20 protein-coding genes, 1 tRNA gene and 2 pseudogenes are annotated in these 22,423 nt (G+C 67.9%); 13 read left to right on the forward strand and 10 right to left on the reverse strand.

All coding sequences use genetic code 11. The annotated features are described in order from the left end of the window. Window positions 1-136 precede the first annotated feature (136 nt). Window positions 137-880: a bifunctional DNA primase/polymerase gene (locus tag D3105_RS02385; protein WP_118899505.1), complete on the forward strand. Its 744-nt coding sequence runs from the start codon at window positions 137-139 to the stop codon at window positions 878-880. Between the two features lie 488 nt (window positions 881-1,368). After that, the gene (locus D3105_RS02390; protein ID WP_240646771.1) at window positions 1,369-1,716 is read left to right on the forward strand and encodes a hypothetical protein; all 348 of its coding nucleotides are present in this window, start codon (window positions 1,369-1,371) and stop codon (window positions 1,714-1,716) included. A 214-nt stretch (window positions 1,717-1,930) separates the two neighbouring features. On the opposite strand, the gene D3105_RS02395 is transcribed toward D3105_RS02390, so the two are convergent. The 3 genes from D3105_RS02395 to D3105_RS02405 form a co-directional block, all read right to left on the reverse strand. Continuing rightward, on the reverse strand, window positions 1,931-2,896 hold the full coding sequence (locus tag D3105_RS02395) for a DUF5926 family protein (RefSeq protein ID WP_073822394.1): 966 nt from the start codon (window positions 2,894-2,896) through the stop codon (window positions 1,931-1,933). Window positions 2,897-3,000: 104 nt separating this feature from the next. After that, entirely contained in the window at window positions 3,001-3,690 is a 690-nt protein-coding gene (locus D3105_RS02400) for an ATP-binding protein (protein WP_118899509.1), read from the reverse strand. Between the two features lie 116 nt (window positions 3,691-3,806). After that, the gene (locus D3105_RS02405) at window positions 3,807-4,673 is read right to left on the reverse strand and encodes a glycerophosphodiester phosphodiesterase (protein ID WP_240646772.1); all 867 of its coding nucleotides are present in this window, start codon (window positions 4,671-4,673) and stop codon (window positions 3,807-3,809) included. A gap of 171 nt (window positions 4,674-4,844) precedes the next feature. On the opposite strand from D3105_RS02405, the gene D3105_RS02410 reads away from it, so the two are divergent. Both D3105_RS02410 and D3105_RS02415 read left to right on the forward strand, forming a co-directional pair. Further along, window positions 4,845-6,596 (forward strand): S1C family serine protease, encoded by a 1,752-nt coding sequence (locus D3105_RS02410; RefSeq protein WP_118899511.1) that lies wholly within the window; start codon window positions 4,845-4,847, stop codon window positions 6,594-6,596. Window positions 6,597-6,682: 86 nt separating this feature from the next. Further along, window positions 6,683-6,769: transfer RNA gene (locus D3105_RS02415), tRNA-Ser, on the forward strand. 162 nt (window positions 6,770-6,931) lie between these two features. Here D3105_RS02415 and D3105_RS02420 read toward each other — a convergent pair. Further along, window positions 6,932-7,687 carry a GntR family transcriptional regulator gene (locus tag D3105_RS02420; RefSeq protein WP_024491523.1) on the reverse strand — a complete coding sequence of 252 codons (756 nt, stop codon included), beginning with the start codon at window positions 7,685-7,687 and terminating at the stop codon, window positions 6,932-6,934. 78 nt (window positions 7,688-7,765) lie between these two features. On the opposite strand from D3105_RS02420, the gene D3105_RS35130 reads away from it, so the two are divergent. From D3105_RS35130 to D3105_RS02450, 4 genes are all read left to right on the forward strand, one after another. Continuing rightward, window positions 7,766-8,044 carry a hypothetical protein gene (locus tag D3105_RS35130; protein ID WP_030342769.1) on the forward strand — a complete coding sequence of 93 codons (279 nt, stop codon included), beginning with the start codon at window positions 7,766-7,768 and terminating at the stop codon, window positions 8,042-8,044. Between the two features lie 526 nt (window positions 8,045-8,570). After that, window positions 8,571-8,795, forward strand: coding sequence for a hypothetical protein (locus D3105_RS02440; RefSeq protein ID WP_118899518.1), 225 nt, complete (start codon window positions 8,571-8,573; stop codon window positions 8,793-8,795). Continuing rightward, window positions 8,792-9,535, forward strand: a complete 744-nt coding sequence (locus tag D3105_RS02445) for a GntR family transcriptional regulator (RefSeq protein ID WP_118899521.1) — start codon at window positions 8,792-8,794, stop codon at window positions 9,533-9,535. Before D3105_RS02440 ends, D3105_RS02445 begins: the two co-directional genes overlap by 4 nt. After that, window positions 9,532-9,840, forward strand: coding sequence for a hypothetical protein (locus D3105_RS02450; protein ID WP_118899523.1), 309 nt, complete (start codon window positions 9,532-9,534; stop codon window positions 9,838-9,840). Before D3105_RS02445 ends, D3105_RS02450 begins: the two co-directional genes overlap by 4 nt. Window positions 9,841-10,581: 741 nt before the next feature. On the opposite strand, the gene D3105_RS34315 is transcribed toward D3105_RS02450, so the two are convergent. Beyond that, entirely contained in the window at window positions 10,582-11,175 is a 594-nt protein-coding gene (locus D3105_RS34315; RefSeq protein ID WP_123947559.1) for a hypothetical protein, read from the reverse strand. A gap of 624 nt (window positions 11,176-11,799) precedes the next feature. Continuing rightward, a complete protein-coding gene (locus D3105_RS02455; RefSeq protein ID WP_118899525.1) occupies window positions 11,800-12,156 on the reverse strand; it encodes a hypothetical protein in 357 nt (118 codons plus the stop codon). 421 nt (window positions 12,157-12,577) lie between these two features. On the opposite strand from D3105_RS02455, the gene D3105_RS34320 reads away from it, so the two are divergent. The 4 genes from D3105_RS34320 to D3105_RS02470 all read left to right on the forward strand — a co-directional run bounded on the left by D3105_RS34320 (window position 12,578) and on the right by D3105_RS02470 (window position 16,671). After that, window positions 12,578-13,579, forward strand: a complete 1,002-nt coding sequence (locus D3105_RS34320) for a DUF6414 family protein (RefSeq protein WP_123947560.1) — start codon at window positions 12,578-12,580, stop codon at window positions 13,577-13,579. A gap of 358 nt (window positions 13,580-13,937) precedes the next feature. Beyond that, entirely contained in the window at window positions 13,938-15,266 is a 1,329-nt protein-coding gene (repSA, locus tag D3105_RS02460) for a replication initiator protein RepSA (RefSeq protein WP_118899527.1), read from the forward strand. Next, window positions 15,263-15,490 (forward strand): helix-turn-helix domain-containing protein, encoded by a 228-nt coding sequence (locus tag D3105_RS02465; RefSeq protein ID WP_240646773.1) that lies wholly within the window; start codon window positions 15,263-15,265, stop codon window positions 15,488-15,490. Before repSA ends, D3105_RS02465 begins: the two co-directional genes overlap by 4 nt. Then, window positions 15,490-16,671: a tyrosine-type recombinase/integrase gene (locus D3105_RS02470; RefSeq protein ID WP_118899529.1), complete on the forward strand. Its 1,182-nt coding sequence runs from the start codon at window positions 15,490-15,492 to the stop codon at window positions 16,669-16,671. Before D3105_RS02465 ends, D3105_RS02470 begins: the two co-directional genes overlap by 1 nt. Window positions 16,672-16,878: 207 nt before the next feature. On the opposite strand, the gene D3105_RS02475 is transcribed toward D3105_RS02470, so the two are convergent. Both D3105_RS02475 and D3105_RS02480 read right to left on the reverse strand, forming a co-directional pair. Then, window positions 16,879-17,151, reverse strand: a complete 273-nt coding sequence (locus D3105_RS02475; RefSeq protein ID WP_118899531.1) for a SinR family protein — start codon at window positions 17,149-17,151, stop codon at window positions 16,879-16,881. Between the two features lie 702 nt (window positions 17,152-17,853). Next, window positions 17,854-18,152, reverse strand: a pseudogene (locus tag D3105_RS02480) (GntR family transcriptional regulator); the annotation flags it as partial. Window positions 18,153-18,498: 346 nt separating this feature from the next. Here D3105_RS02480 and D3105_RS02490 point away from each other — a divergent pair. Next, window positions 18,499-18,846, forward strand: coding sequence for a PRC-barrel domain containing protein (locus tag D3105_RS02490; RefSeq protein WP_118899537.1), 348 nt, complete (start codon window positions 18,499-18,501; stop codon window positions 18,844-18,846). 73 nt (window positions 18,847-18,919) lie between these two features. Here D3105_RS02490 and D3105_RS02495 read toward each other — a convergent pair whose 3' ends face one another. Together D3105_RS02495 and D3105_RS02500 are read right to left on the reverse strand one after the other, a co-directional pair. After that, the gene (locus D3105_RS02495; protein ID WP_118899539.1) at window positions 18,920-21,892 is read right to left on the reverse strand and encodes a family 16 glycoside hydrolase; all 2,973 of its coding nucleotides are present in this window, start codon (window positions 21,890-21,892) and stop codon (window positions 18,920-18,922) included. Between the two features lie 241 nt (window positions 21,893-22,133). Next, window positions 22,134-22,423: pseudogene (locus D3105_RS02500) on the reverse strand (bifunctional DNA primase/polymerase); the annotation flags it as partial.

Here is a 22,423-nt window from a genome sequence, read left to right on the forward strand (position 1 = left end):
CTCACGCTCGGTATCGACGGCACGCCCGTACCGCAGAACTGATGAGCACGTACGCACAGCGAAGAGATACGCACGTGGTGTCACACACGCGTGGTGTCATGTGGACTCGGCGTTCAACGGAAAGGAACGAGCGCTCATGCGCGAGATCCTCGGAAGGCGACGCAGGCTCCGGCTCCGGCGCAAGGAGGCGACCGCCCGGCTCGACGCGGCCCTGACCTGCGCCACCGTATGGCAATGGCCCGTGCTTCCCGGAGTGGGGACGGCGCAGGCCGCCGCCCCGTACGGCGAGAGCGATGGCCTCGGCTGCGCCTGCCCCGAACCCGACTGCGCCGTACCGGGCGCACACCCCTTCGACCCCGGCCTGCTGGCGGCCACCACGGACGAGCGCATGGTGCGCTGGTGGTGGACCAACCGCCCGACCGCCCCCGTGCTGCTGGCGACCGGCGGCAGCGCGCCCTGCGCGGTCAGCCTGCCCGCCGTGGCCGGCGCCCGAGCGCTGAGCGCCCTCGACGCGCTGGGCATGCGGCTCGGCCCCGTCGTGGCGACGCCCACCCGGTGGTCGCTGCTGGTCGCGCCGTACACCCTGGAGCGGCTCGGCGAACTGCTGTACGCGAAGGACTGGGTGCCCAGCTCGCTCCGGTTCCACGGCGAGGGCGGCTATCTCGTCCTGCCGCCGTCCCGGACGGGCGCGGGCCAGGTCCGCTGGGAGCGATCCGTGGCACCGCTCGGAACGTCCGCTTCCGTGGTGTCCCACGGGCGGGCGGAGGGCGGCGCTCCGGCGGTCGCGTCCCCCTGGCTCCCGGATGTCGAAGCCGTCCTGGACGCCCTGGTCGAGGCGAGTACCGGCGCGCCGGGCGGGGGCAGCCGGCTCGCCTACTGACCTCCTGGAGTTTCGGGAGGGGCCAGCCCGGCGTCCGGCTCACTCGAACGGGTGTGAGCCGGGCAGGATCCGGGGTAATCGGGTGCCGGGCGCCCCGGCGGCCCGCATTCCGTCGATATCGTCGGCCCGTCGTCAGGAATTCCGCGCAGTTGCCAGGTGGGGCCACCATGAATCTCCGCATGATCGGTCTCACGGCAGCCGTGGTGGGTGGAAGTCTCGTTCCGCTGGTTGCTTCCGCGCACCCCGCCGTTGCTCCGGATGCCGTATCGGTCGATCCGGTCGCCGGGAAATCATCTGGCGGGCCGCCAGAAAGGCATAGGCCAAAGGTTTCTGATCATCTCTCCGGAGATGATCCCGCCGCCCTTTCTTCGACATTGCCGAAATCGCCATCGGGAATGAGCGCGGAAGCCGGTTCCCTGCCGGAGTTTGATCGTTCGGGTACGGCAGCGTCTGGACGGTCGCGTACGGCGGCCCGGTGCGGGCCCGAGGTGGTCGCACCGGAGGTCGTCGAAGCGCAGACCTGTGTCATGACCCGGGGCGACGCGGTGTGGGCGCGCGTCTACTACCGGAACGCGACCGGTGAGGAACTCCGCTCCGTGCTCACGCTGATGGGGCCGGGCGGGCGGACCGTGGAGCTGCACTGCGCACCGGCCGCGCACGACGAGCCGGGCACCTGCGAGACGCCGGGCGTCCCCTCGTCGGGCGCGCCCGGAGCCGCCACGGCGGTCGCGGAGTTCGTGGGCGCGGGGCCGGTGGAGGAGGCGCCGCTGCTGCTGCGCGCCGGATCGGAACGAGCGCCGGGGGCTGAGGAACGGGCGTCGGTCGCCGGGGGCTGAGCGCCGCACCCGGGGGTGTCACGGGGCGGGCCGCAGCCGGAAACGAGGACGCCCGGTCGCTGGCGACGGGGGATGCACCAGCGACCGGGCTTCTAGAACCGTAACAAGAGATCTGCTGTTCGCAAATTCGATCTCGCCTGTAGGGACGCGTATTTACTTGCGAGTACGGCGAGTTGTGACGCGGGTCACCGTCTGCGGCGTCCCGATGTCACTGTCAGCTGAGGGTCACCTGACGGTTGGTGAGACCGCCCCGGGCGCGGCGTTCCTCGGCGGTGAGCGGGGCGTCGGACGCGAGCGCCGTGGCCAGTCGCTCGGCGAACTCGACGGCGGGCTTCTCGCAGGCCTCGGCCCCCATCGAGCTCGGCAGGTCCCAGACGGGGACCACGAGACCGTGGGCCCGGAACGAGCCGACCAGCCGGGTGTCGTCGCCGAGCGAGGAGGTGCCCGCGGCGTGCAGCCGGGCGAGCGCGTCGAGGAGCTGCTCCTCGGGGTGCGGCATGACCCAGCGCAGGTGGTTCTTCTCCGGGGTCTCACACCAGTACGCGGCGTCGACGCCGGACAGCAGCGTCGTCGGGATCGCGGCGGCGTTCGCGCGCTCCAGCGAGGCGGACACCTCGGCGGTGGCATTCTCCGCGTCCGGCACCCAGAACTCGAACCCGGAGTGCACCTCCGGCTCGAAGGCGGCGTCCGGGGCGAGAAGGTCCTGGAGACGCGGACCGTCGGCCGGTACGCGGCGGGCGGCGACCGGGGTGCCGGGCTCGGCCTCCAGCGCGCGCTGGAGGGTGTCCGCGAGGTCGCGGCTGAGGTCGCCGGAGGAGGTGTCGTTCTGCAGGGCGAGCAGGACGGAACCGTCGTCGCGGCGCAGCGCAGGCCAGGCCATCGGCAGGACCGTCGCGAGCTTCACCGACGGAACCCCCTCGGGCAGCCCGTCCTTGAGGGTCAGCTCGACCGTGGCGGCGGGCACCAGCTCGCGCAGCGCGACCCAGTCGCACTCGCCCGCCAGTCCCTCGAAGGGGCGATGCACGAGCTCGGTCACGGCCTGGGCGGCGGCGCGTCCGTGACATGCCTTGTAACGGCGGCCCGATCCGCACGGGCAGGGCTCACGGGCCCCGACGACCGGGATCTCACCGTCCTTGAGCTGCTGCTTCCCGGCCTTGGACTGAGGGCGCTTCTTGGCCATGGTGGGCATTCTCCCGATTGCGACAGTGCGGACTCGGCGCGAGCCTAGCCGCCCGGGGAGCCGTGCCCCGCCCACGTACGCGCGAAGGCACTTCGCTCCGGCTCTCAGCCCACGTCGTCGAGGACGTCGGAGAAGTCCAGGCCCTCGAACCCGGTGAGCCCGCCGACGCCGTTCGCGGCGACACGGTTCGTACCGCGGCCGCGTCCGTCGGATCCGTTCCTGCTGGATCCGTTCGCGTCGGAGCCGCTGCCTCCGATGCCGGGCGGCTTCTTCGAGGAGACCAGGGCCCAGACGGTGACCTCGCCGGGTGCGTCGTCCCGTACGCCCCACTCCTGGGCCAGGGCGCTGATGATGTTGAGGCCCCGGCCGCCGCGGGCCGTCACCGAAGGGGTGGCCGGAACCGGGCGGGTCGGACCGCCGCCGTCCGTGACCTCGACGGTGAGCCCGCCGCCGGTGTCCACCCGCCAGGCGGCGCGGATGTCGCCGTCGCCGACGTCCGTGTGCCGTCCGAGTGGCCTGCCGTGCCGACAGGCGTTGCTGAGAAGTTCGGAAAGGATCAGAACAGCGTCGTCGACGACCGCGTCCGACACCCCGTTGCCGCGCAACTGCTCACGCATCCGGTGTCGTGCCTGCCCCACGCCGGCAGGACCATGAGGAATGGCCATGCTCGACGACGCGGGCACCTCTTGTGCCACCACCAACGCCACCCCCGAGACCTCCTTTGCCCCACGCCACGGGTTGGATGCCCCACTGGGCTGTGCCGGAAACCGGCCAATGCTCTGAGGGTGACGCACTCGTCACGATCGGACGCGCAGCGAATGCGCCGGAGCACACCCCGTAACGCCCGAGGTCGGAGGCGCGGCGCGCCCTTTTCCTTACCGATTACCGACTAAATGCGTCCCAGTTGGGACTAAATGCGACCCAGTTGGGACAGAACCTGCTTCGGGCGGTTGGTGATGATCGCCTCGACGCCGAGTTCGGCGCACAGCTCGACGTCGGCCGGTTCGTTCACGGTCCACACGTGCACCCGGTGTCCCGCGCGGTGCAGCCGCTCGATGTATCCGGGGTGGCTGCGCACGATCCGCATGCCGGGCCCCGCGATCCGGGCCCCGGCGGGCAGCCGCCCATCGCGCATGCGGGGCGAGACGAACTGCATCAGGTAGACCGTGGGCAGGGTGGGGGCGGCCGCCTGGACGCGGTGGAGGGAGCGAGCGGAGAAGCTCATGATGCGGATGGGCGAGGGCCCGTCGGCGGGGGGTTCGGCCAGCCCGAAGCGCTTCAGCAGTTCCAGGAGCCGCTCCTCGACCTGCCCGGCCCAGCGGGTGGGGTGCTTCGTCTCGATGGCCAGCTGCAGATCCCGCCCGGTGGCCCGTACCTCGGTGAAGAGCTCCAGGAGCCGTTCCAGGGTGAGTACGGAGGTGAGCTCGCCCGGCACCGGATCCCAGTCGGGCGACTCCTCGCGGTCCTTCCAGGAACCGAAGTCGAGGGCGGCGAGGTCGGCGAGCTCCAGGGCGGACACGGCGCCGCGCCCGTTGGACGTACGGTTCACCCGCCGGTCGTGGACACAGACGAGGTGGCCGTCGGCGGTGAGCCGGACATCGCATTCCAAGGCGTCGGCACCGTCCTCGATCGCCTTGCGGTAGGCGGCGAGGGTGTGCTCGGGGGCGTCGTCGGAGGCCCCGCGGTGGGCGATGACCTGGATGGAGGTGTGCGCGCTGCGCTGCCGTACGTGGGTCACCCGGGCCATGGTGTCACCGCCGAGGGGATGGCTGAGCACATGTCACCCTGGAGGTCTGTTTTGTCGGATGTAAAGATTGGTGTGCGGATGCACAGGTCCTGCTTACAGTGGCCCGACGTGTTGTGGGAAAAGCTGACCGCAGACACGTGCACAGCGGATTTCTTGCCGAATGCCGACTGGATGCCGAGTGGAACCGAGGAGTAAAGAGCTGTGAGCACCGAGAACGAGGGCAACGAGGACCGCGCGGTACCGGCCGTGCCGTCCGCACCTCCCGTGCCGGCCGACACTCCTGAACCGGCCGCCGACGAAACCACGTCTCTGCCGCGGACGCCCGCGGCCCAGGACGCGCCCGCGCAGGACACGGCGCGTCTGCCGGTGCACGACACGGGTGCGACGCCGGGCGCCTCCGGCGCTTCGGGCTCTGACGGCGTATCGGGCGCGTCCGGCGCGTCCGGCGCGGGGACGCCCGGCGCGCCGGCGCACGCGGAGGCGCCGCGCCACAACCCGACGCACCAGGGCGCTCCGGGACCCGCGGGCACGTCCGCGTACGGCCAGGGCGCCGCCCACCCGGCCCCGAACCAGCCGCCTCAGCCGCCGCAGCACTCCCCGTACGGAACGAACCCCGCATACGGAGCGGAGCCCGACCTCCCCGCGGGCGCCGCTTCCTGGCCGCCGCCCCCGCCCGCCGTCCCGTCGTACGCCGGCGGAGACGCCGGTCACGCGGCCGGTCACGCATCCGGTCACGCGGCCGGTGGTATCGGCAACGGCGGCGGCCACGGCCCGGTCTGGGGCGCTCCGGTCCCGCCCGGCGCGGACCCCGCGGGCGGCGGCAGGGACGGCAGGAGCAGGGCCGGCGGCCTGGTGGCGGCGGTGGCCGTCGCGGCGCTCGTCGCGGGCGGCATCGGCGGAGCCCTCGGTTTCTGGGCGGCCGACCGTAACGACGACGGTTCGTCCGGCAGCTCGACGACGGTTTCGGCGTCGGACACCCCGAGGGACCTGAAGCGCCCGGCGGGCACGGTGGCCGGGGTCGCGGCGAAGGCGCTCCCCAGCGTGGTCACGATCGACGCGCAGGGCGGCGACGGCGAGGGCGGCACGGGCACGGGCTTCGTGTACGACAAGGAAGGCCACATCCTCACCAACAACCACGTGGTGGCTTCGGCAGCGGAGTCCGGCGAGCTGTCGGCGACGTTCTCCGACGGCAAGAAGTACGCCGCCGAGGTGGTCGGCCGGGCGCAGGGCTACGACGTGGCGGTCCTGAAGCTGAAGAACCCGCCGCAGGGCTTGGCGCCCCTCCCCCTGGGCAACTCGGAGAGCGTCGCGGTGGGCGACTCGACGATCGCGATCGGCGCACCCTTCGGCCTCTCGAACACGGTCACCACGGGCATCATCAGCGCGAAGAACCGCCCGGTCGCGTCCGGGGACGGCCAGAGCAACAAGAACTCGTACATGAGCGCCCTGCAGACCGACGCCTCGATCAACCCGGGCAACTCCGGCGGCCCGCTGCTGGATGCGACGGGCGCGGTCATCGGCATCAACTCGGCGATCCAGTCGACCGGCGGCGGCCTCGGCCAGTCCCAGGCCGGCTCGATCGGCCTCGGCTTCGCGATCCCGATCAACCAGGCCAAGAACGTCGCCGAGCAGCTGATCAAGACCGGTGAGCCGGTCTACCCGGTGATCGGCGCGACGGTCACGATGGAGGAGAAGACGGGCGGCGCGGCGATCTCCGCCGAGGGCGCGGGCGGCACGCCCGCCGTCACCCCGAACGGCCCGGCGGCCAAGGCGGGCCTGAAGGCGGGCGACGTGATCACGAAGTTCAACGACACGGTGATCGACAGCGGCCCGACCTTGATCGGCGAGATCTGGACCCGCAAGCCGGGCGAGAAGGTGACCCTGACGTACGAGCGCGACGGCAAGGAGGCCACGGCCGAAGTCACCCTGGGCCAGCGCGAGGGTGACAGCTGACCGGCTAGGCTGTCCCACGCGTCGAACCGGCCCCTCGCGGGCCTGACGGCTCATCGGCTTGCACAGCGACCGGGCGGCCGACGCGGGGTGGGTTGCCCGAGCGGCCTAAGGGAACGGTCTTGAAAACCGTCGTGGCAGCGATGTCACCGTGGGTTCAAATCCCACACCCACCGCAGGCGAGAGGCCCCCGACCAGTACATATGGTCGGGGGCCTCTGCCATGCCCGCTCCCTGCCGGGCACCGCTGTTCCCCCTGGTTTCCCGCTCTGTCGGGCACGGAAGGGGCACGCAGGGGGCACGGCTGGGCCACGGCTTTGGAGCCGCCGGGACAGCTCGTCAGCGGTTGATCGGGATCTCGTAGACGATCTCGCAATGCGCTGCGGGCACCACGATGTCCGCTGTCTCCACGGGACGGCCGTCGTCGCTGTAGTACGTCCGCCGGATGTGCGTCACGAGCGCGGCTTTCTGGATGCCGAGTAGCGATGCTTCCTCGGCGGTCGCGTGCCTGGGTTCGGGCTGCTCCACCGCGTGGCTGATGGTGACTCCGATCTCGGCCATGCGGTTCACGACCCCGGCCCCCGCGTGGGGCCCTCCCTCGGGGAGAACGACGAGGGTTCCGCCAGTGACGGCGTACGGCTCCCAACTCGTCGACAACTGGACTGGCTTCCCGTCCGCAAGGAACTCGTACGTCGTCCGGACGCACGGCTCGCCTTCGGCGATCCCGAGCCGCGTCGCGATCTCCGCCGGGGCCGGCACCTTCGCGTCGGTCCGGCTCTCCCAGTCGCTCTGTAGGCGAAGGGCCTTCATGTCCTGGCGGAACGGGGACCCGCTGGGCTGCTCACGCGCCGACGACCGGACGACTCTCACGCGCTCCCGGGGCTCGGCGACGTAGGTGCCCGATCCGGCCCGGCCTTCCAGCACGCCTTGGGAGATCAGCAACTCCTGTGCTCTGCGCACCACGTTCTCGCCCACGCCGCACTCCTGGCCGATCTGGGCGCGGGATGGGAGGCGGTCGCCCGGTTCCCAGACGTGCTCCGCGATGCGTTGCCGGAGTTCGTCGGCGATGCGGAGGTACGGCGGTTGCTCAGACATATGGAAAATCTAGTCCACTAGCTCTAATCTAGTTAAGTAGCTTTACTGAAAGTGATCGCTGGCAACGGAGGGTGCGCTGTGTCCGCTTCGGAAGTGACCGCGGCGGCTATCGCCGCCCGTTTGTCTGCCGCTGGCCTCCGCCCGCGCGTGGAGGAGGACACCCGGTTCACGACGGTGGAGGCAGAAGTACCGGACACGCTCTCCGCCGACTCATGGCGGGAGGTCCTGGACGCGGTGGCTGATGCCGATCGATTCGGGCTCGTGGCCACCAGCTTGAACGGCCGCACCTTATGGGCGGTCGTACGTAAAACGGTCCCCACGACAGGCGACGTCGGGGGACCGGGCTATCAGCGATAGGAGCTGAACAGCATGTTCAACCGTATCCGCCGAGCCATCGCACGCACCAGAGTGCGGTGCCTCCCCAACGGCCGGCATCGCCGTCCCTTAACGCACTCCCGGCCGCTGGCCTCTCCCACCTGCCCCACGCCCGCTGACGCTTCGACCGCCGCCCTTGGACGGACTCCGGTCGGCCCGCTCCACCGTTACCCGCTGAGGGGAGAGGACGTCGCGCTTGTCCGTCCGTACCTGCTGGCGTTGGAAGAGCAGCGTGCACGGACGCGCTCAGTGTTCGTCGCCCCGCACCTGCCGGCCGACGCATGGTCGGCCCTCGCGGGGGCCCACTGATGCCTCCTCGCCGAGAACTGCACCCAATGGGCACAGCTTCCGTCCCCTACCGCTCGATCGCCTGCTGGATCGGGACGCACCATTCCTGCATCGAGCCGTCCCCACCTGCGAGAACGGATGACGTACCGGTGATCTACGAGGTGTGCATCTGTCCGTGCCATCCGACCCCGGACCCGTCCGTGCCCGTGAAGGTGATGGCATGAGGGCCCCGGCCCCCGGCGGTGCACTGGTTTACCCCGTCGAAGTCACTGCGGCCACCGTGCAACGGGGCGACATCATCCAACTCGGCGGTCTGGCCTGCCGAGTGAGCGACCTCTTCCAGCTCCCCCAGGGGGCCAAGCAACTGGTCTTCGAGTCGGGCGAACTGCTGGCCATACACGCCCGCACCCGGCTCACCGCCCTGCGACTGTTGAGAAGGCGGTGACCGGCTCCGTGTCCCGACGCCATCACGACATCGCCGACGACCTACGTCACCAGATCACGACGGGCAGCATCAAGCCTGGCGAACGTCTCCCGTCCGAAGCCGACCTGGCCGCCCGCTACAGGGTCAGCACGGTGACCCTGGGACGCGCTCTCGCCGTGCTCCAAGGCGAAGGACTCGTCCAGAAGATCCACGGCAAGGGCAACTACGTCCGTCACCCCCGCCGCAAGATCATGTACGTCGGAGGCTGGGGCACGCTGGACCCCTGGACCGCGGCTGAGCCAACGCTGCGCATCACGGTTCGCAGCACCACGGTTCCGGCCTCCGTGCACCTGACGACGCTGCTGAAGGTGCCAACGGGCAGCCCTCTCGCGGAGTACACCTGCCTCAGCCTCGAACAAGGCTCGCCGCACGGCTTGGCTCGCATCTACATCCCGCGCGACTTGGCCCCGGCCGGAGTCCTCGACGACGACTCCGTGTGCCGGGAGGCAGCCACGAGATTCGCCGTCCTCGGCCCGTCGCCGGCCACCATCCGAGAGACGGTCTCCGCCCGCTCTCCCACTCCAGACGAAGCGTCGGCCCTCCGCATCGGAAACAACATGGCCGTCCTCGCGATCACTCGCATCGCCACCGACGCCACTGGACGCGTTGTTGAAGCCGCGCTCCTGGCCTTTCCGGGAGACCGAGTCGACGCCGTCTTCACCGCCCACCACGTGCTCAACGAGAGGCCAACCCAGGGATGACAACACCGAACGAACTTCGGCTCCTCCCGTGGTCGGGCCCGGGGGACAAGCCCTGCTACCTGAGCACGGACGACCCGGACGGCTACATGTCCCGGCTCGCAGACGACATCGAAGCGGCCCAACTCGACACGGCCCGCGCACTGTTGGAAGAGGCCTCAGAAGCTCTCGACAACGAGGACACGTCCCATGACGAGATGCGGTGCCTGATCAGAGAGCTGACCGGGGCTCTGCGGGACATCTTCCGCGTCGCAACGAGCCGCGGTCGCCGCCAGCCAACGAGCGATCCGCGTGAGTCCGCCTATTGATCTACAGCCCGCCGACCTGCACGACAAGAGAGGCCCATGGCACTGACCAGATCAGGTGCTATGGGCCTCTGGTCTTACCGGCTGACTTCCGTTTGAACTGCGTCTCAGCAGGCCACTGCACTTGTAGCAGCTTGCGGCCACTGGCAGTCCGGCCGGCCGTCGGCCCCTCGTAATGCCCACGATTGTCCCCTCGTCGTGGCACGATTCAAGCGCGCATCGCACACGGAGCACCTCTGCTGTCCAGACCAGCACGACATGCCGATCACACGGTAATTCCCTTGATTGCGCACGATCTTCAGCAGCGACAGCCATGATGATCCTCAGGCTGTAACTCTGCCCGTGCCGCTCCCGTAGCTGGTATCGACCGCGGTTGCAATGGCGCGAGCTTGGACCGATGGGGCATACATGGCTGACTCGATTGAGGATTGGTACGCACAGTACGACCTGCCGGGGGGCGACCTCACGAGGGCGCCGAACTACTACTACAGCGAAGATGACGACCCCGCTCGCACCCCAGCAGGAGGGGCGCTGGTCTACGGTGCGCCGAAGACCTACAGGGAAGATCCCCTCGACTGTGCTGGTTGTGGACACACACATCCCGAGACCCTTGACGAACGAGGTCGCTGCCCCCACTGCCGCTGACCACGAAGCATGGACAGGGGAACAAACCGGACCCAGGCTCCCGGTTCTTTGCCGGCGGCCTGAGCTTTCGCTGTGCTCCCTGCGGATGGGCAGGTCGTCCTATCCGCGCCGTGGGCTAACCCGCCACTCGGCACCCGGCGACAAACGCGCCACGAGACGCCACAAACCGTAGAGGCAACCAACGCCTGTCACCATCAGCAGCAGCGACGCACCGATCCTGTCGCCCCATCCATTGTCCTTGTCGAGTAGGAGACCAGGCGTAACGCTGAACACAATGATCGCAACCAGATAGAACACTAGTCGCACCAGAGATCCTGCAAGGGACCGCAGCGGGTACAACAGCAACAGTTTTCGGCAGAGAGGCCAGAACCGAGTGCGTTCCTGATGCGGTGTCACGCTGAACGATGTATGCAGGTCATAGAGTTGCCTGCTCAATACACTCGCTGCCCATGCTCGCGTCGACGCGATGCTGGCATTCGGCTCGATCATTGTTCGGGTTGTGAACCAGTCAGTTAGAAACCCGAGATAGGCCCTGGCTTCATCAAGTTCTCTTCTGCGTCGCACTTCCGCACTCCGCCGTGCGCGCCACTCCTGAAACCACAGACTTGCGATACCGATAACCGAGGCGGCAACTGCTGACAGCACCGAGACAATCAGACTGCCGGAGGTGCTCGCGGAGTCTGCGGCGACCATGCTGTCACCTCTTTCGGTGTGGCAGCGGATTCGGGAGCTCCGCGCCAGGTGGGTTGATCATCTCTCCGCTCCAGTGGATACGCTCAGCGCGACCCGCCATCTGGACTACGCGGCAGCTCCTACTGGAGTCACGACCCGACGCAAGCTGATCGCCTCAAGAGTCTTCCTGGCAGAGATTTCATCGTAGGTTGGGAGCTCCCACTCGCCGCAGATGAACGGCCCCCGACCTGGCGAATAGGTCGGCGGCCATCTTCGTGCGTCCTGTCCATAAGTATCCGCGATTCCCCCGCAGATATACGGCCGATCGAGCCCGTTCGGGGACCGGACACCCTCTGATCCGTAGCTCTAGCGGGATCGGTCAATGACGACCATTCCAGCCGCTACGCGGTTCCCGAGGGGCACCACCGGGTGGAGGCGGTTGCTTGGGATGCGGGACTGAGCTGCTCTACTGAGGACCCCTTCGTCCCGAAGCAACTCGGTTGGGGCCTCCGTCCCGGGCCGGGGAACCTCTCGCCTGCGTTGATGGTCCACGGGCGTCCGTGCCCGTTCGCCGTTGTTCGGCGGCGTTGTCACGCAGTTAGACACTCAGCCGGGCCAGCGGCTGGCCCGTCCTTGCGGCAGCAGTCAACTCGACTCGGTGGGCGATGACATCCAAGCGAAGGCGTCTGCTGTTCGGGTAGCCAGCGATCCGATCCGCCAAGAGTCGGTGATGTCGGTCCAGCCGCTTAGGTAGGCGCTGCGCGCGCCGTGCTCTGCTGCTTGGTCGTAGTAGAGAGTGAACCTGTAGACCCTGCGGTCTTCGGAGATGACTTGACCGTCCTCGTGATCGGGGCCCTCCTGCAAGAGGTCGACCACGACCGTCCGGTCCGGATCGAGTCCCTGATCTTTCAGGAGCACCCGCAACCGGCTCCACAGGTCGTAGTCGCTGGTCCGCAGGAGATCGGTGTACTGAACGACAATGCTTGACACCATGAACCCCATGATCGGTCCTGCACAGCGCCCAGGGAAGAAGCAATCAGCAACGACGTAGAAGGACGTTGCCGGTGGCCGGCTGGCGCTCCCACTCAGTGGTGACGCGAGACCTGAGCTTGGGAATCACGACTCCCTTTGGATCGATCGTGCCATTGACCAGCTACGACAGTCCCTTGTCGCCTCTGTACCCCCGGGTTCTAGGAGGCCATTGGTGACCGTGGTTTGCCGCCCGATCTGGCAGGCAACTGGCACGCCGTCAACCGCTGCGCGTTCGATCACGCCCAGGGCCGTGGGCGCCAGTAGCGGTGGACCAAGCGCATGGCTACATACAACGGCATCATGCAGGCACTGAGTGCCATTTCGGACAAACGGCTGACAAGTTCGTCTAGGCGGTTATATCCTCTCGCTCCCGACTAGTCAGGAGCACAAAATGATTCTGCGTGAGTTCTTGTACGTAGATACCGAAAAAGTCAGGGCCATGTTGGCGCAGTTGGATGGAGGGGTGGCCGAGGAGACCCGGGATACCAGTAGCACCGAAAAGAAGAACACCCTTGGGCCGAGGAGCATGGCTCAACACTTGCAGGTGACTGGGACTGAGACCTATACCCAGAAATCTCTTGGCGATGCGATCTTCCCCACGCTTGAAGATGCGCTGGAATCCGAGGGTCTACTACGTGATATCTCGGAGGAGGTGGCCGAACTTTCTGAGTGGACGTCAGGGAATTTGCGCAGCATCGCCCCGCCAGGGTCGCTCGTTCGCATTACGGCCAAAGGTTCTCTGTTTGATAGTCGTTACAGCGCGAGCGTCTTTGCCGCTTTTGCCTCTGCCGCAATCGGTCTTCAAGGCTTGGGTGTTGACCTGGGGCCTGTTGTCAAAGCGCCTGCGGGCAAGGGGAATTCGGGGCAACAGTCTGCGCGCCCAGCGAAGCGGAATCAGGTCGAGGTGGATCGTCAGTTGGAGGATTCGATCCCTGACTTCACAGGCCCGGGAGGCGTAGACGCAGATTCTTTGAGGGCTATCATTCGAATGGCGAGGGGGATCTTTGCTCCAGGACTTCACATCAATCTGTCCCCAGTTGATTCGGGCGAAGTTATGATCGGGTCACGCCTCCAGGAAGGGCGGCAGTACCTCGACACTGAGGCCGATATTCTGTTCGCGCGATATGGTACTGAGCCTCAGGAGTGGACGTTGGTTGGCAGTGTCGGAAGTTACGGTCCCGAAGATACGACAATGCCGGACCTGAATTTCGTGCATCCGGGAGGTTCGGTTAATCGGGGAGCTTTCGCAGATGGAATTAATAGTCTCATGAAGCATTTGGGCGGAATGGGTTTCATTGATCTGCCGCAATATCCTGGATTTTCTCTTATTCCGTTCGCTGTATATCGCTCGATTCCACGGAATTCGAGTGCGCTGGCTCTGGGGGAACGATAGGTCGGCGGAGCGGGTTTGGCCGGTGTCCTGCCCGGTTTGGGGTCGAGCATGATCAGGGGGCCGTACGCTGGCCGGCAACTCGGGCAGGCTGTGATCCTGCCCGGAATTTGAACGAGTGGCCCCCTGGTCTTGCTCGACGCGGGACCCGAACCGGGGAGGTGGCTAAAGCCGTGGAGCCGACCGCCCCAGCCACAGCGGGTTTCTCCCCACCACGGTGCCCGCTCTAGCCGCGCGACCGGCGTAGCCGGGGCCAGAGCGGGCCGAAGGCAGGAGCGTCAGGCCCCGGCGGTGAGCCGGGGAGCGCGCGGCGAGCGGAGCGAGCCGCCTTGACCCGACCGTCCTCGGGGACGTCCTCCGGGTGGCCTCGGCCTCCGACTACACCCGCTGGGAGGACCAGATCCGCCGCACCGGCGGCTGTGCCGACCCCGTCCATCTGAGCGGCTGGGTAGCCCACAAGGACAAGACCACCGGCGAGACCCTGCACCGCTACTCGACCGCGTACGAGCCGGGTGGACGCCTCCGTATCGCCTGCGGCAACCGCCGCGCCTCCCGCTGCCCCTCCTGCGCCTGGACCTACGCGGGCGACACCTACCACCTGATCCGTGCCGGCCTCGCCGGAGACGACCGCCGCGACATCACCGCCGCCGTCCGCGACCACCCGCGCGTCTTCGCCACCCTCACCGCACCCTCGTTCGGCCCTGTCCACAACCGCCCTGACCGGGGCACCTGCCGGTGCGGCACGGCGCACGCCTCGGACTCCGGGGACCTGGGCTCCGCCCTTGATCCGGAGACCTACGACTACGCGGGCGCCGTGCTCTTCAACAACCACGCCGGGGAGCTCTGGCAGCGTTTCACCACCCGACTCCGCCGCGAACTCGCCATCCACGCGGGCATCCCCCGCCGTGAGCTGGGCGACCACCTCCGCGTCTCCTTCGGCAAGGTCGCCGAATTCCAGAAGCGTGGAGCCCTCCACTTCCACGCCGTCGTACGTCTCGACGGCCCCGAGGAACCTCGTACGCCGCCGCCCGCGTGGGCCACGGTCGATCTCCTCACCGACGCGATACGAGCCGCAGCCGCGCACTCATACACGTCGGTCTCCGTCCCGGCTGCTGGTGAACAGCCGTCCCGGACCTTTCGATGGGGCCGACAGCTCGACGTCCGCCCGGTCAAGGCCTTCGGCGACGGTTCAGATGTCACCGAACAGGCGGTCGCCTCGTACGTGGCCAAGTACGCCACCAAAGCCGCCGAGAACACCGGCACCCTGGACCGCCGCATCGGCGAGCTCGCCGAACTCGACCGCCACCGCGTTCCCGATCACACCCGTCGGCTCATCACCGCATGCCGTGAGCTCGACAGCCTCTATCCGGACCGACGTCTCTGGGCCTGGGCCCACATGCTCGGCTTCCGCGGCCACTTCTCGTCCAAGTCCCGCACCTACTCCACCACCCTCGGCTCCCTCCGCCAGGAACGCGCCGACTACCGCGCCGCCCAGGAAGCGACCATCCTCGGCCTGGCCGACCGCGAACCGGACACTGTCCTCGTCCTGACGGACTGGCAGTACGTCGGCCACGGGCACACCCCCGGCGAAGGAGCTCTCGCCGCCACCATCGCCCGTGACCTCCAGACCAACCGCGAGACCGCCCGCGACGCACTGAAGGACCGCACTGCCAACGAGGGGGAGTGGTGACCGTGGCGGACCGGCTGCTCACCGTGAATCAGGTCGCCGAACGCCTCGGCACCGGTCTCCGCTTTCCTCGCCGGCTCATCGAGGAACGCCGCATCACGTTCGTCAAGGTCGGCCGACACGTCCGCATCCCCGAGAGCGCCGTGGAGGAGTACGTCAGTGCCCACACGGTGGCGCCGATCGTCCTGCGGCCCGCCTCGGCGTGCTCGTACCGGAGGGCTGCCTGATGCCCGCCAAGCGCAAGTCCCGACGTGCCTTCGGCCGGATCCGGAAGCTGCCGTCCGGCCGGTTCCAGGCTCGCTACCCGGGGCCTGACGGCGTGCTGCGTGCCGCTGATCAGACGTTCGCGACAACGACGGACGCCGATCGCTGGCTGGCACGGAAGCGAATCGAGATGGAGGAGGGCCGCTGGCTCGACCCCGCTGAGGGGCGGACCACCGTCCGCGATTGGTCGGCACGATGGCTTACCGCGGTCTCCCCGCAGCTCAAGCACAAGACACAGGCGTCGTACCGATCCCTGATCAACTCGCTGATCGTTCCGGCGCTCGGTGACCGTGAGCTTTCCAGCCTCCGGCCGATCACCATCGTCGAATGGGTCGGTGCAATGAAGACCCGTGGTCTCAGCGCATCGCGGATCAGGCAGGCCTACCGGGTGCTCTCGCAGATCATGAGGGCGGCCGTCGACAACGAGATGATCGGGCAGACCCCGTGCAGGGGCGTGAAGCTGCCGCGCATGCCGCAGACCGAGCCGCACATCCTCACCCCGCTGGAAGCCTCACGGATCGTGCGGAGCGCGACGAAACCGCATGACTTGCTGATCTCCTTGCTCGCCTACGCGGGTCTGCGGGTCGGGGAGGCGTTCGCGCTCCGGCGAGCGGACATCGATGTGTCCGGCGGCCTGGTCCTCGTCGATGAGAACCTGGCCGAAGCGAATGGCACCCTCGTCTTCGACACTCCCAAGTCCCATCAGAAGCGGGTTTTGCGGATCGGGCCGTCACTCGCGGCGCGGATTGGCCGGCACCTGGAGGCGCTGCCCAAGGGGGAGGACGCTCTCCTGTTTGTCACGCCTGGCGGCAAGCCTCTGCGCTACAACCAGTGGCGCAAGGCGTACTTCGATCCCGCCGTGGCGGCTGCCGGGCTCACTGACGTCACGCCGCACGATCTCCGCGCCTCACACGGGACGTGGGTCGCCGATCGGTACGGCGTGATGACCGCCGCACACCGGCTCGGCCACTCGAACGCGAGCGTCACCACTCGACATTACGCCCGGCCTTTGGCTGGTCGGGACGACCAGGTGGCCGAAGCCGCTGACTTCTGGCTCAGCGGGCGCCACTTTAAGCAGGGAGTTCGCAGCTGCGGTGACAATGACGACGACGGTTCCACCGAGGTGCCGACACAGCCGACCTGAGAGTGAGTCCATCCCACATGCGGTCGGTGATGGATCTTCAACAGAGTCGTAGTGGCGACCCACCACGGGGCTCCGATCTCGTATTTGGGCGCGCGTGAACGGCCCCTGACCAGGAAGATCGGTCGGGGGCCGCCCTCACGCAGGCTTCCCATTACCTATGGCGCTTGCCCATCAGTTATCGGGCAATTGGGTACGGCAAGACGACGATTAGAGGTTGTCCGTCAGCCACTTGCTGCCCCGCTCGTTGAAGCCGGCCCAGGCGCCTTCGCCGGTCAGCGCGACGACGAGAAGCTCATCGTTGGAGTCGATGTGACCCTTCAGAGCGTCGCGTACCTGCGTCGTCGTCTTGGTCGTCTTGACGATCCAAGTCGAGTCGAGGTGGTGCCACCACGTCGACCCCAGTTCCTTGATCGCAGTGAAGAGCGAGTCGTAGTCCTGGCCGGGACTGTTCAGGTCGTAGCCGATGAGCACAGTGGACATGAATACCTCGTTTCCGAGGTCGGATCATCTGCCGTGAAGACTTGGACAACCAAGTCGGTCGTTGTAGGGTCCCAAGGCGCGCCAACGCAAAAGGCCCCATGCCGATGACTCGACCTCAAGTCGAGCCCCGGGTGGGGCCTGCTTGTTTTCGGTCAGGAGAAGTACAGCACTTCTGACGCCCCGACAGCAAGCGCAGACCCCACAAGTTGTGCTACCGGCGAGTATCAACCACTACATCTAGTGTCGCGTCTTGGTGAAAGGCGAAAGTTCCAAGCCTAGTAGACGGCACTGACAGGCTCGGTGGGGCGACTTCTGTGGCCGTGCGAGGGACTGGCGCGGCTCAAGTAGGCGTTCGGTGCGTCAGGGGTGTGCCAACCTCTTGAAGGTCGAGCCGAGCGCCCCCCTCTCTTGACGCCCGGCCTCTTCTGCCGCGGGGGTGGCGCGGCGATGCGGCGGTGGGGCACGTAGCGGGCACGACGACCATGGCGACGGTGGCGCCGGAGTGTCAATATCGGTCTGACCTGCGAGGCAGGTCCGAGAGGATCGATCCAGCGAAAGGTCTTGAAAACCGTCGTGGCAGCGATGTCACCGTGGGTTCAAATCCCACACCCACCGCAGGCGAGAGGCCCCTGACCAGTACGTATGGTCGGGGGCCTCTGCCGTGCCCGTTCCCTGCCGGGCACCGCTGTTCCTCCTGGCTTCCCGCTCTGTCGGGATCTCGTAGACGATCTCGCAGTGAGTGCGCTGCGGGCACCACGATGTCCGCTGTCTCCACGGGGCGGCCGTCGTCGCTGTAGTACGTCCGCCGGATGTGCGTCACGAGTGCGGCTTTCTGGATGCCGAGAAGCGAGCCTCGGTTCGGGCTTCTCTACCGCATGGCTGACGGTCACTCCGATCGCCGCCATGCGGTTGACGGCTCCGGCTCCCGCGTGGGGCCCGCCCTCGGGGAGAACTACGAGGGTTCCACCAGTGACGGCGTCCGGCACCCGACTCGTCGACAACAGTTCATCGAAATCAGCGGTGGGCACGCGGCTCGGCTGTCCCGAGAGCAGAAGAGCCGCTTCGTCGCGTCGTGCTGGACCGCCCAGATGTTCAAGCACTTCGAGGACCCGAAGCCGTCAATACGACGCCGAGATGGTTCGCGTGGACGCGGGACCGGGGCGGCTCGGGCCTTCTGGGGATGGTCGGGCCCGAGGCCTCAGTGTGTCAGCTGATCGTGCGGGGATCGTTCGGCCGGGTGTGCTTGGCGGGCCCGTACCGGGGCATCAGCCCGGTGACGCGATCGGTAAGGCGTCGTCGTAAGGCGTTCGGCTTTCGCAGCCGGGGTGGGAGTGAGGAGACGTGGCTGTGGGCGATGTGTGGGCGTTCGGGCGGGACAGTGGCTTCGTCGCGGGGCAGGCGCTGGTGGGCTTCGACGTGGAGTCCACCGACGGGGTCATCGGGCAGGTGGAACGCCTGGAGGACGAGCCCGGTCGGCAGCACCTGGTGGTCGACACCGGGGTGTGGAAGTTCGGCAGGAGCGTGCTGATTCCGGCCGGGGCGGTGACCGTCGTGGACGGTGAGGAGCAGAAGGTGAAGGTCGCGGCGTCCCGGGAGGAGATCAAGTCGGCTCCCCGGTTCACCACCGACAGTGAGACGACCGACCACGGCTACCTGGCCGAGGTCGGGGCGTACTACCTCTCCCTGCGCACCTGAGACCGCCCAACGGTGCTGCCGCCTCCGGTGTCGGAGGGGGCAGCACCGCTTCGTCCCGCGAACGACCCGCGTATCAGAGCCGTTCGATCCAGATGTTGCGGAACCTCGGGTTCTCACCCGGGTCCCCGTGGTCCTGCAACGTGATGTGGCCCGGTGCGGGGCCTTCGGGGCGGCCCGCGCCGGTCGGGCCGGCTATGGCGACGTCTCTGTGGACCGTCTTGCCGTTCCAACGGAGGGTCACCCGCGCGTCCTCCACCTTCTTGCCGTCGCTGTCGAAGCGTGCCGCCCGGAACTCGATGTCGTAGGTCTGCCAGGTGCCGGACGGCTTCGCCGCGTTGGTGTCCGGGGCCTTGCGCAGGTAGATCGAACCGGCGTCGTTCGTTGCGGGTGCGTCGACCCCGAAGGACTCCAGGATCTGGAGCTCGTACCGCTCCTGGATGTAGACCCCGCTGTTGCCCCGGGCCTGTCCGGTGATGTCCGGCGGGTAGTGGGGCTGGTACCACTCGGCGTGCATCCGGAAGTCGCCGTACCTCTCCTTCGTACGGATGTCACCGCCGAGGGATTCCATGGAGCCGTCCTCTGCTACCGGCCACTTCGCCGGACCGCCGGTGTTCGACTCCCAGGCGTCCAGGTTCGTGCCGTCGAAGAGCGTGGTGCGCTTCGTCGGGGTGACGGTGAGGTTGTCGAGGTTCACATGACCGTCGTCCTCGGGTTCGTAGGCGTACGTGATCGTGTTCGCGCCCTTCCGCAGGGGCACCGCTTCGGTGTGGGTCGCCCACGTGTTCCAGGCCACGGTGGAGTTCAGCCAGATCTGTTTCCACCGCTCGCCATTGATGTACAGGGTCATCGACCGGGGTTTCGGCTCAGGGTCGGCGTTCTGGCCGTTCGCGTACCGCAGCGCGAGGTCGTGCTTCCCCTTCTTGTCGGCGCGTACGGCGAAGGTGGTGCGGGAGCCCGGCTCCCAGTTGTTGTCGATGAAGCCGGTACCGGAGTAGCCGGGGTGGTTGTCGTTGAACTTGGTGCCGCCGGACAGCGAGGCGGACTCCGCCTCGTACACCGGCGGCGGCTTCGAACCGTCGGGCAGCGTGTTCAGGGTGTACCAGGCCTCGGTGCTCCACAGCTCCGCCCCGGACTCCGCGGCGAACGGGCGCGGGGACTGCACGTGCACCACCCTGCCCGGGCGCAGGCCGTCCAGCTTGAGCGTCACCTTCCTGCGGTCCTCGGAAAGCGTCGCGGACGTGACGTCGAGGGTCTCCTCGTCGGCCTTCGGGCCGCCGTAGCGCGGGGTCGCCACGTAACGCCACTGCTGGGCCTCGTACTTGGACGCCAGGCTTTCGGCGGTCCCAGCGGAGACCGGCTGCGTGTACTCGATCTCGAAGCCGCCGTCGACCGCCCGCATGGCGCGCATGTCGAAGGCCTCGTCGCCGGTGAGCGTGAGCTTCTGCAGGCCGAACCTGAGCTTGCCCTCCTGGCCCCAGTTCCCCGCGTCGCCGATGCCGCCGGCGTAGATCGCCCCGTCCGGGCCGAGGCTGATCCGGTTGACCCCGGCCTCCAGGCCCTGCGTCATCCGGAACACCGCGCCCTGGTACTCGCCGCCGACCTTCTCCAGGTAGGCCCGCTGGAGGCCGCCGTAGGTCACGTCGCCGAAGACCATCTGTCCGGCGAAGGGGCCTTCGGGCAGGAGGAGGGGGTTGCTCGGCGAGTTGGAGATCTCGCCGTGCGGCAGCCAGAGGACGGGCTCGGTCACCGGCTGGTCGTCGTGGACGCCGTCCGGGTTGGTGTGGTGGTTGTAGAAGGCGCCCTGCTTGATCCGGACCAGCTTCGACGTCGGCACGTACGCGCCCTGGTTGTCGGTGGCGAAGATCTCGCCCTTCGGGCCCCAGCCGAGGCCGTTCGGGGTGCGCAGGCCCCCGGCCACGTACGACACCTTGCCGGTCTTCTTGTTGATCTTGAGGGTGGAGCCCCGGTCGGGCACGTTCTGCGGGTCCTGGGTCGCGCCCCCGGGGACCATCGCGATGCCCGTGCTGACGTAGAAGTGCCCCTTCTCGTACAGCAGCCCGAACGCGAACTCGTGGTAGTTGCCGCCGAACGGCCAGGTCGCGATCCGGCGGTAGTCGTCGGTGACCTCGTCACCGTCCTTGTCGACCAGCGCGGTCAATCCGTCCTTCTCGGAGACGTAGATCGTGCCGTCGACGTACTTGAGGCCCATCGGCTCCAGCAGGTTCTCGGCGACCAGCTTCTTGGTCACCTTCGACGGGTCGGTGTTCCCGGTGACGTTGTCGAGCAGATACACCTGCCCGAGTTCGCTCTCCCTGCTGCCACCCCAGGTGCTGACGGCCAGTCGGCCGTCCGGCAGCCAGTCCATGCCGGTGACCTGCGGTTCGAAACCGTCGGGGCGCAGGTCGGTCAGCGTGTAGTCGGGGTGCACTCCGGCCAGCGGCAGGCCGTCGCCCGGTGACTCGTCGATGCCCTCGCACAGCTTGCGGCCCGGGGAGGTGACCCGGGTGACGTCGGCGTCGGTGCTCAGCACGGAGGTGGGGACGACGGTGTACGCGTCCGACCCGGGCGGCCGCCACTCCAGCAGGAGACGCTGGTCGTACTCGCCGTCCCAGTGGTCGATGCGCAGCGCGTGGTGGCCCTCGGCCAGCTCGGCCGAGCCCTCCTTGGGCCGGGCACCGTGCTTGCCTCCGTTGTCGATGATCTGCGTGCCGTCGATGATCAGCCGGGATCCGTCGTCGCTGGTGATGCGGAAGTCGTACGTCCCGGCCGACTCGACGTTCAGGTACGCGGTGACCTCGGTGACGAACTTGCCGCTCAGCCCGAAGTCCCCGGCGGTGGTCCAGTCGATCGTCGGCTTCAGCTCGTCGACGTTGGGCGTCTGTCCGGGCTTGAGCGTGCAGAAGTCCTCCAGCGCCATCTGTACGTCGAAGACCCGCATGGTCACGCCCGGTTCCTGGGGCGGTATGTCGGGAGGCTGGGCGGCGGCCTGGCCCTGGACGAGGGTGGAGAGGAACACGGCTGAGACGAGTACGGCCAAGCGCCGCATGGGCGTGCCTCCTTGGGGGCCGAGGCAGCCGGCGGTCGGTGGCTGACGGGCTGCCGCACATCAGTGAAGGGCAGCCCTCGCAGGAAAGGCAACAGGTCGACAAGCGCTTTCTATTTTATCGTTGTACATACGATGGGTGCGAGATCGTCCCTGATAGTTTTCGCGCCTTGGTTTGACCTGCGGAAGTGGCAGTTGCGGCACTGTCTGCCAACGATAGAAAGCGCTGTCTAACTTTTGTCCCTCAGGCCGCGCCGTTCGTCTCCTCGCCGCGCCTCGTCGTCAGCCGGGCCGCCGAGGCGATCGCGGCGCGGGCCTCGTGTTCCGGCAGGCCCGTCCGGACGGCGGCCGCGGTGAGCGCGTCGGCCAGGGTGTCGCCGAAGCCGTGTTCGTACGCGCGGCAGGCCGCCCAGAACAGGCGGGTGTTGCGCTGGCCCTCGTGGGCGGCCAGGACGAACTGGATCAGGCCCTCGCCCCGGCGGTCCGGGGTGGGGGTGGGGCCCGCGCCCCTGGTGGCCGTGGGCGGGCCCCACC

It is taken from the genome of Streptomyces globisporus, from assembly GCF_003501885.1.
Classification (GTDB): Bacteria; Actinomycetota; Actinomycetes; order Streptomycetales; family Streptomycetaceae; genus Streptomyces; species Streptomyces globisporus_D.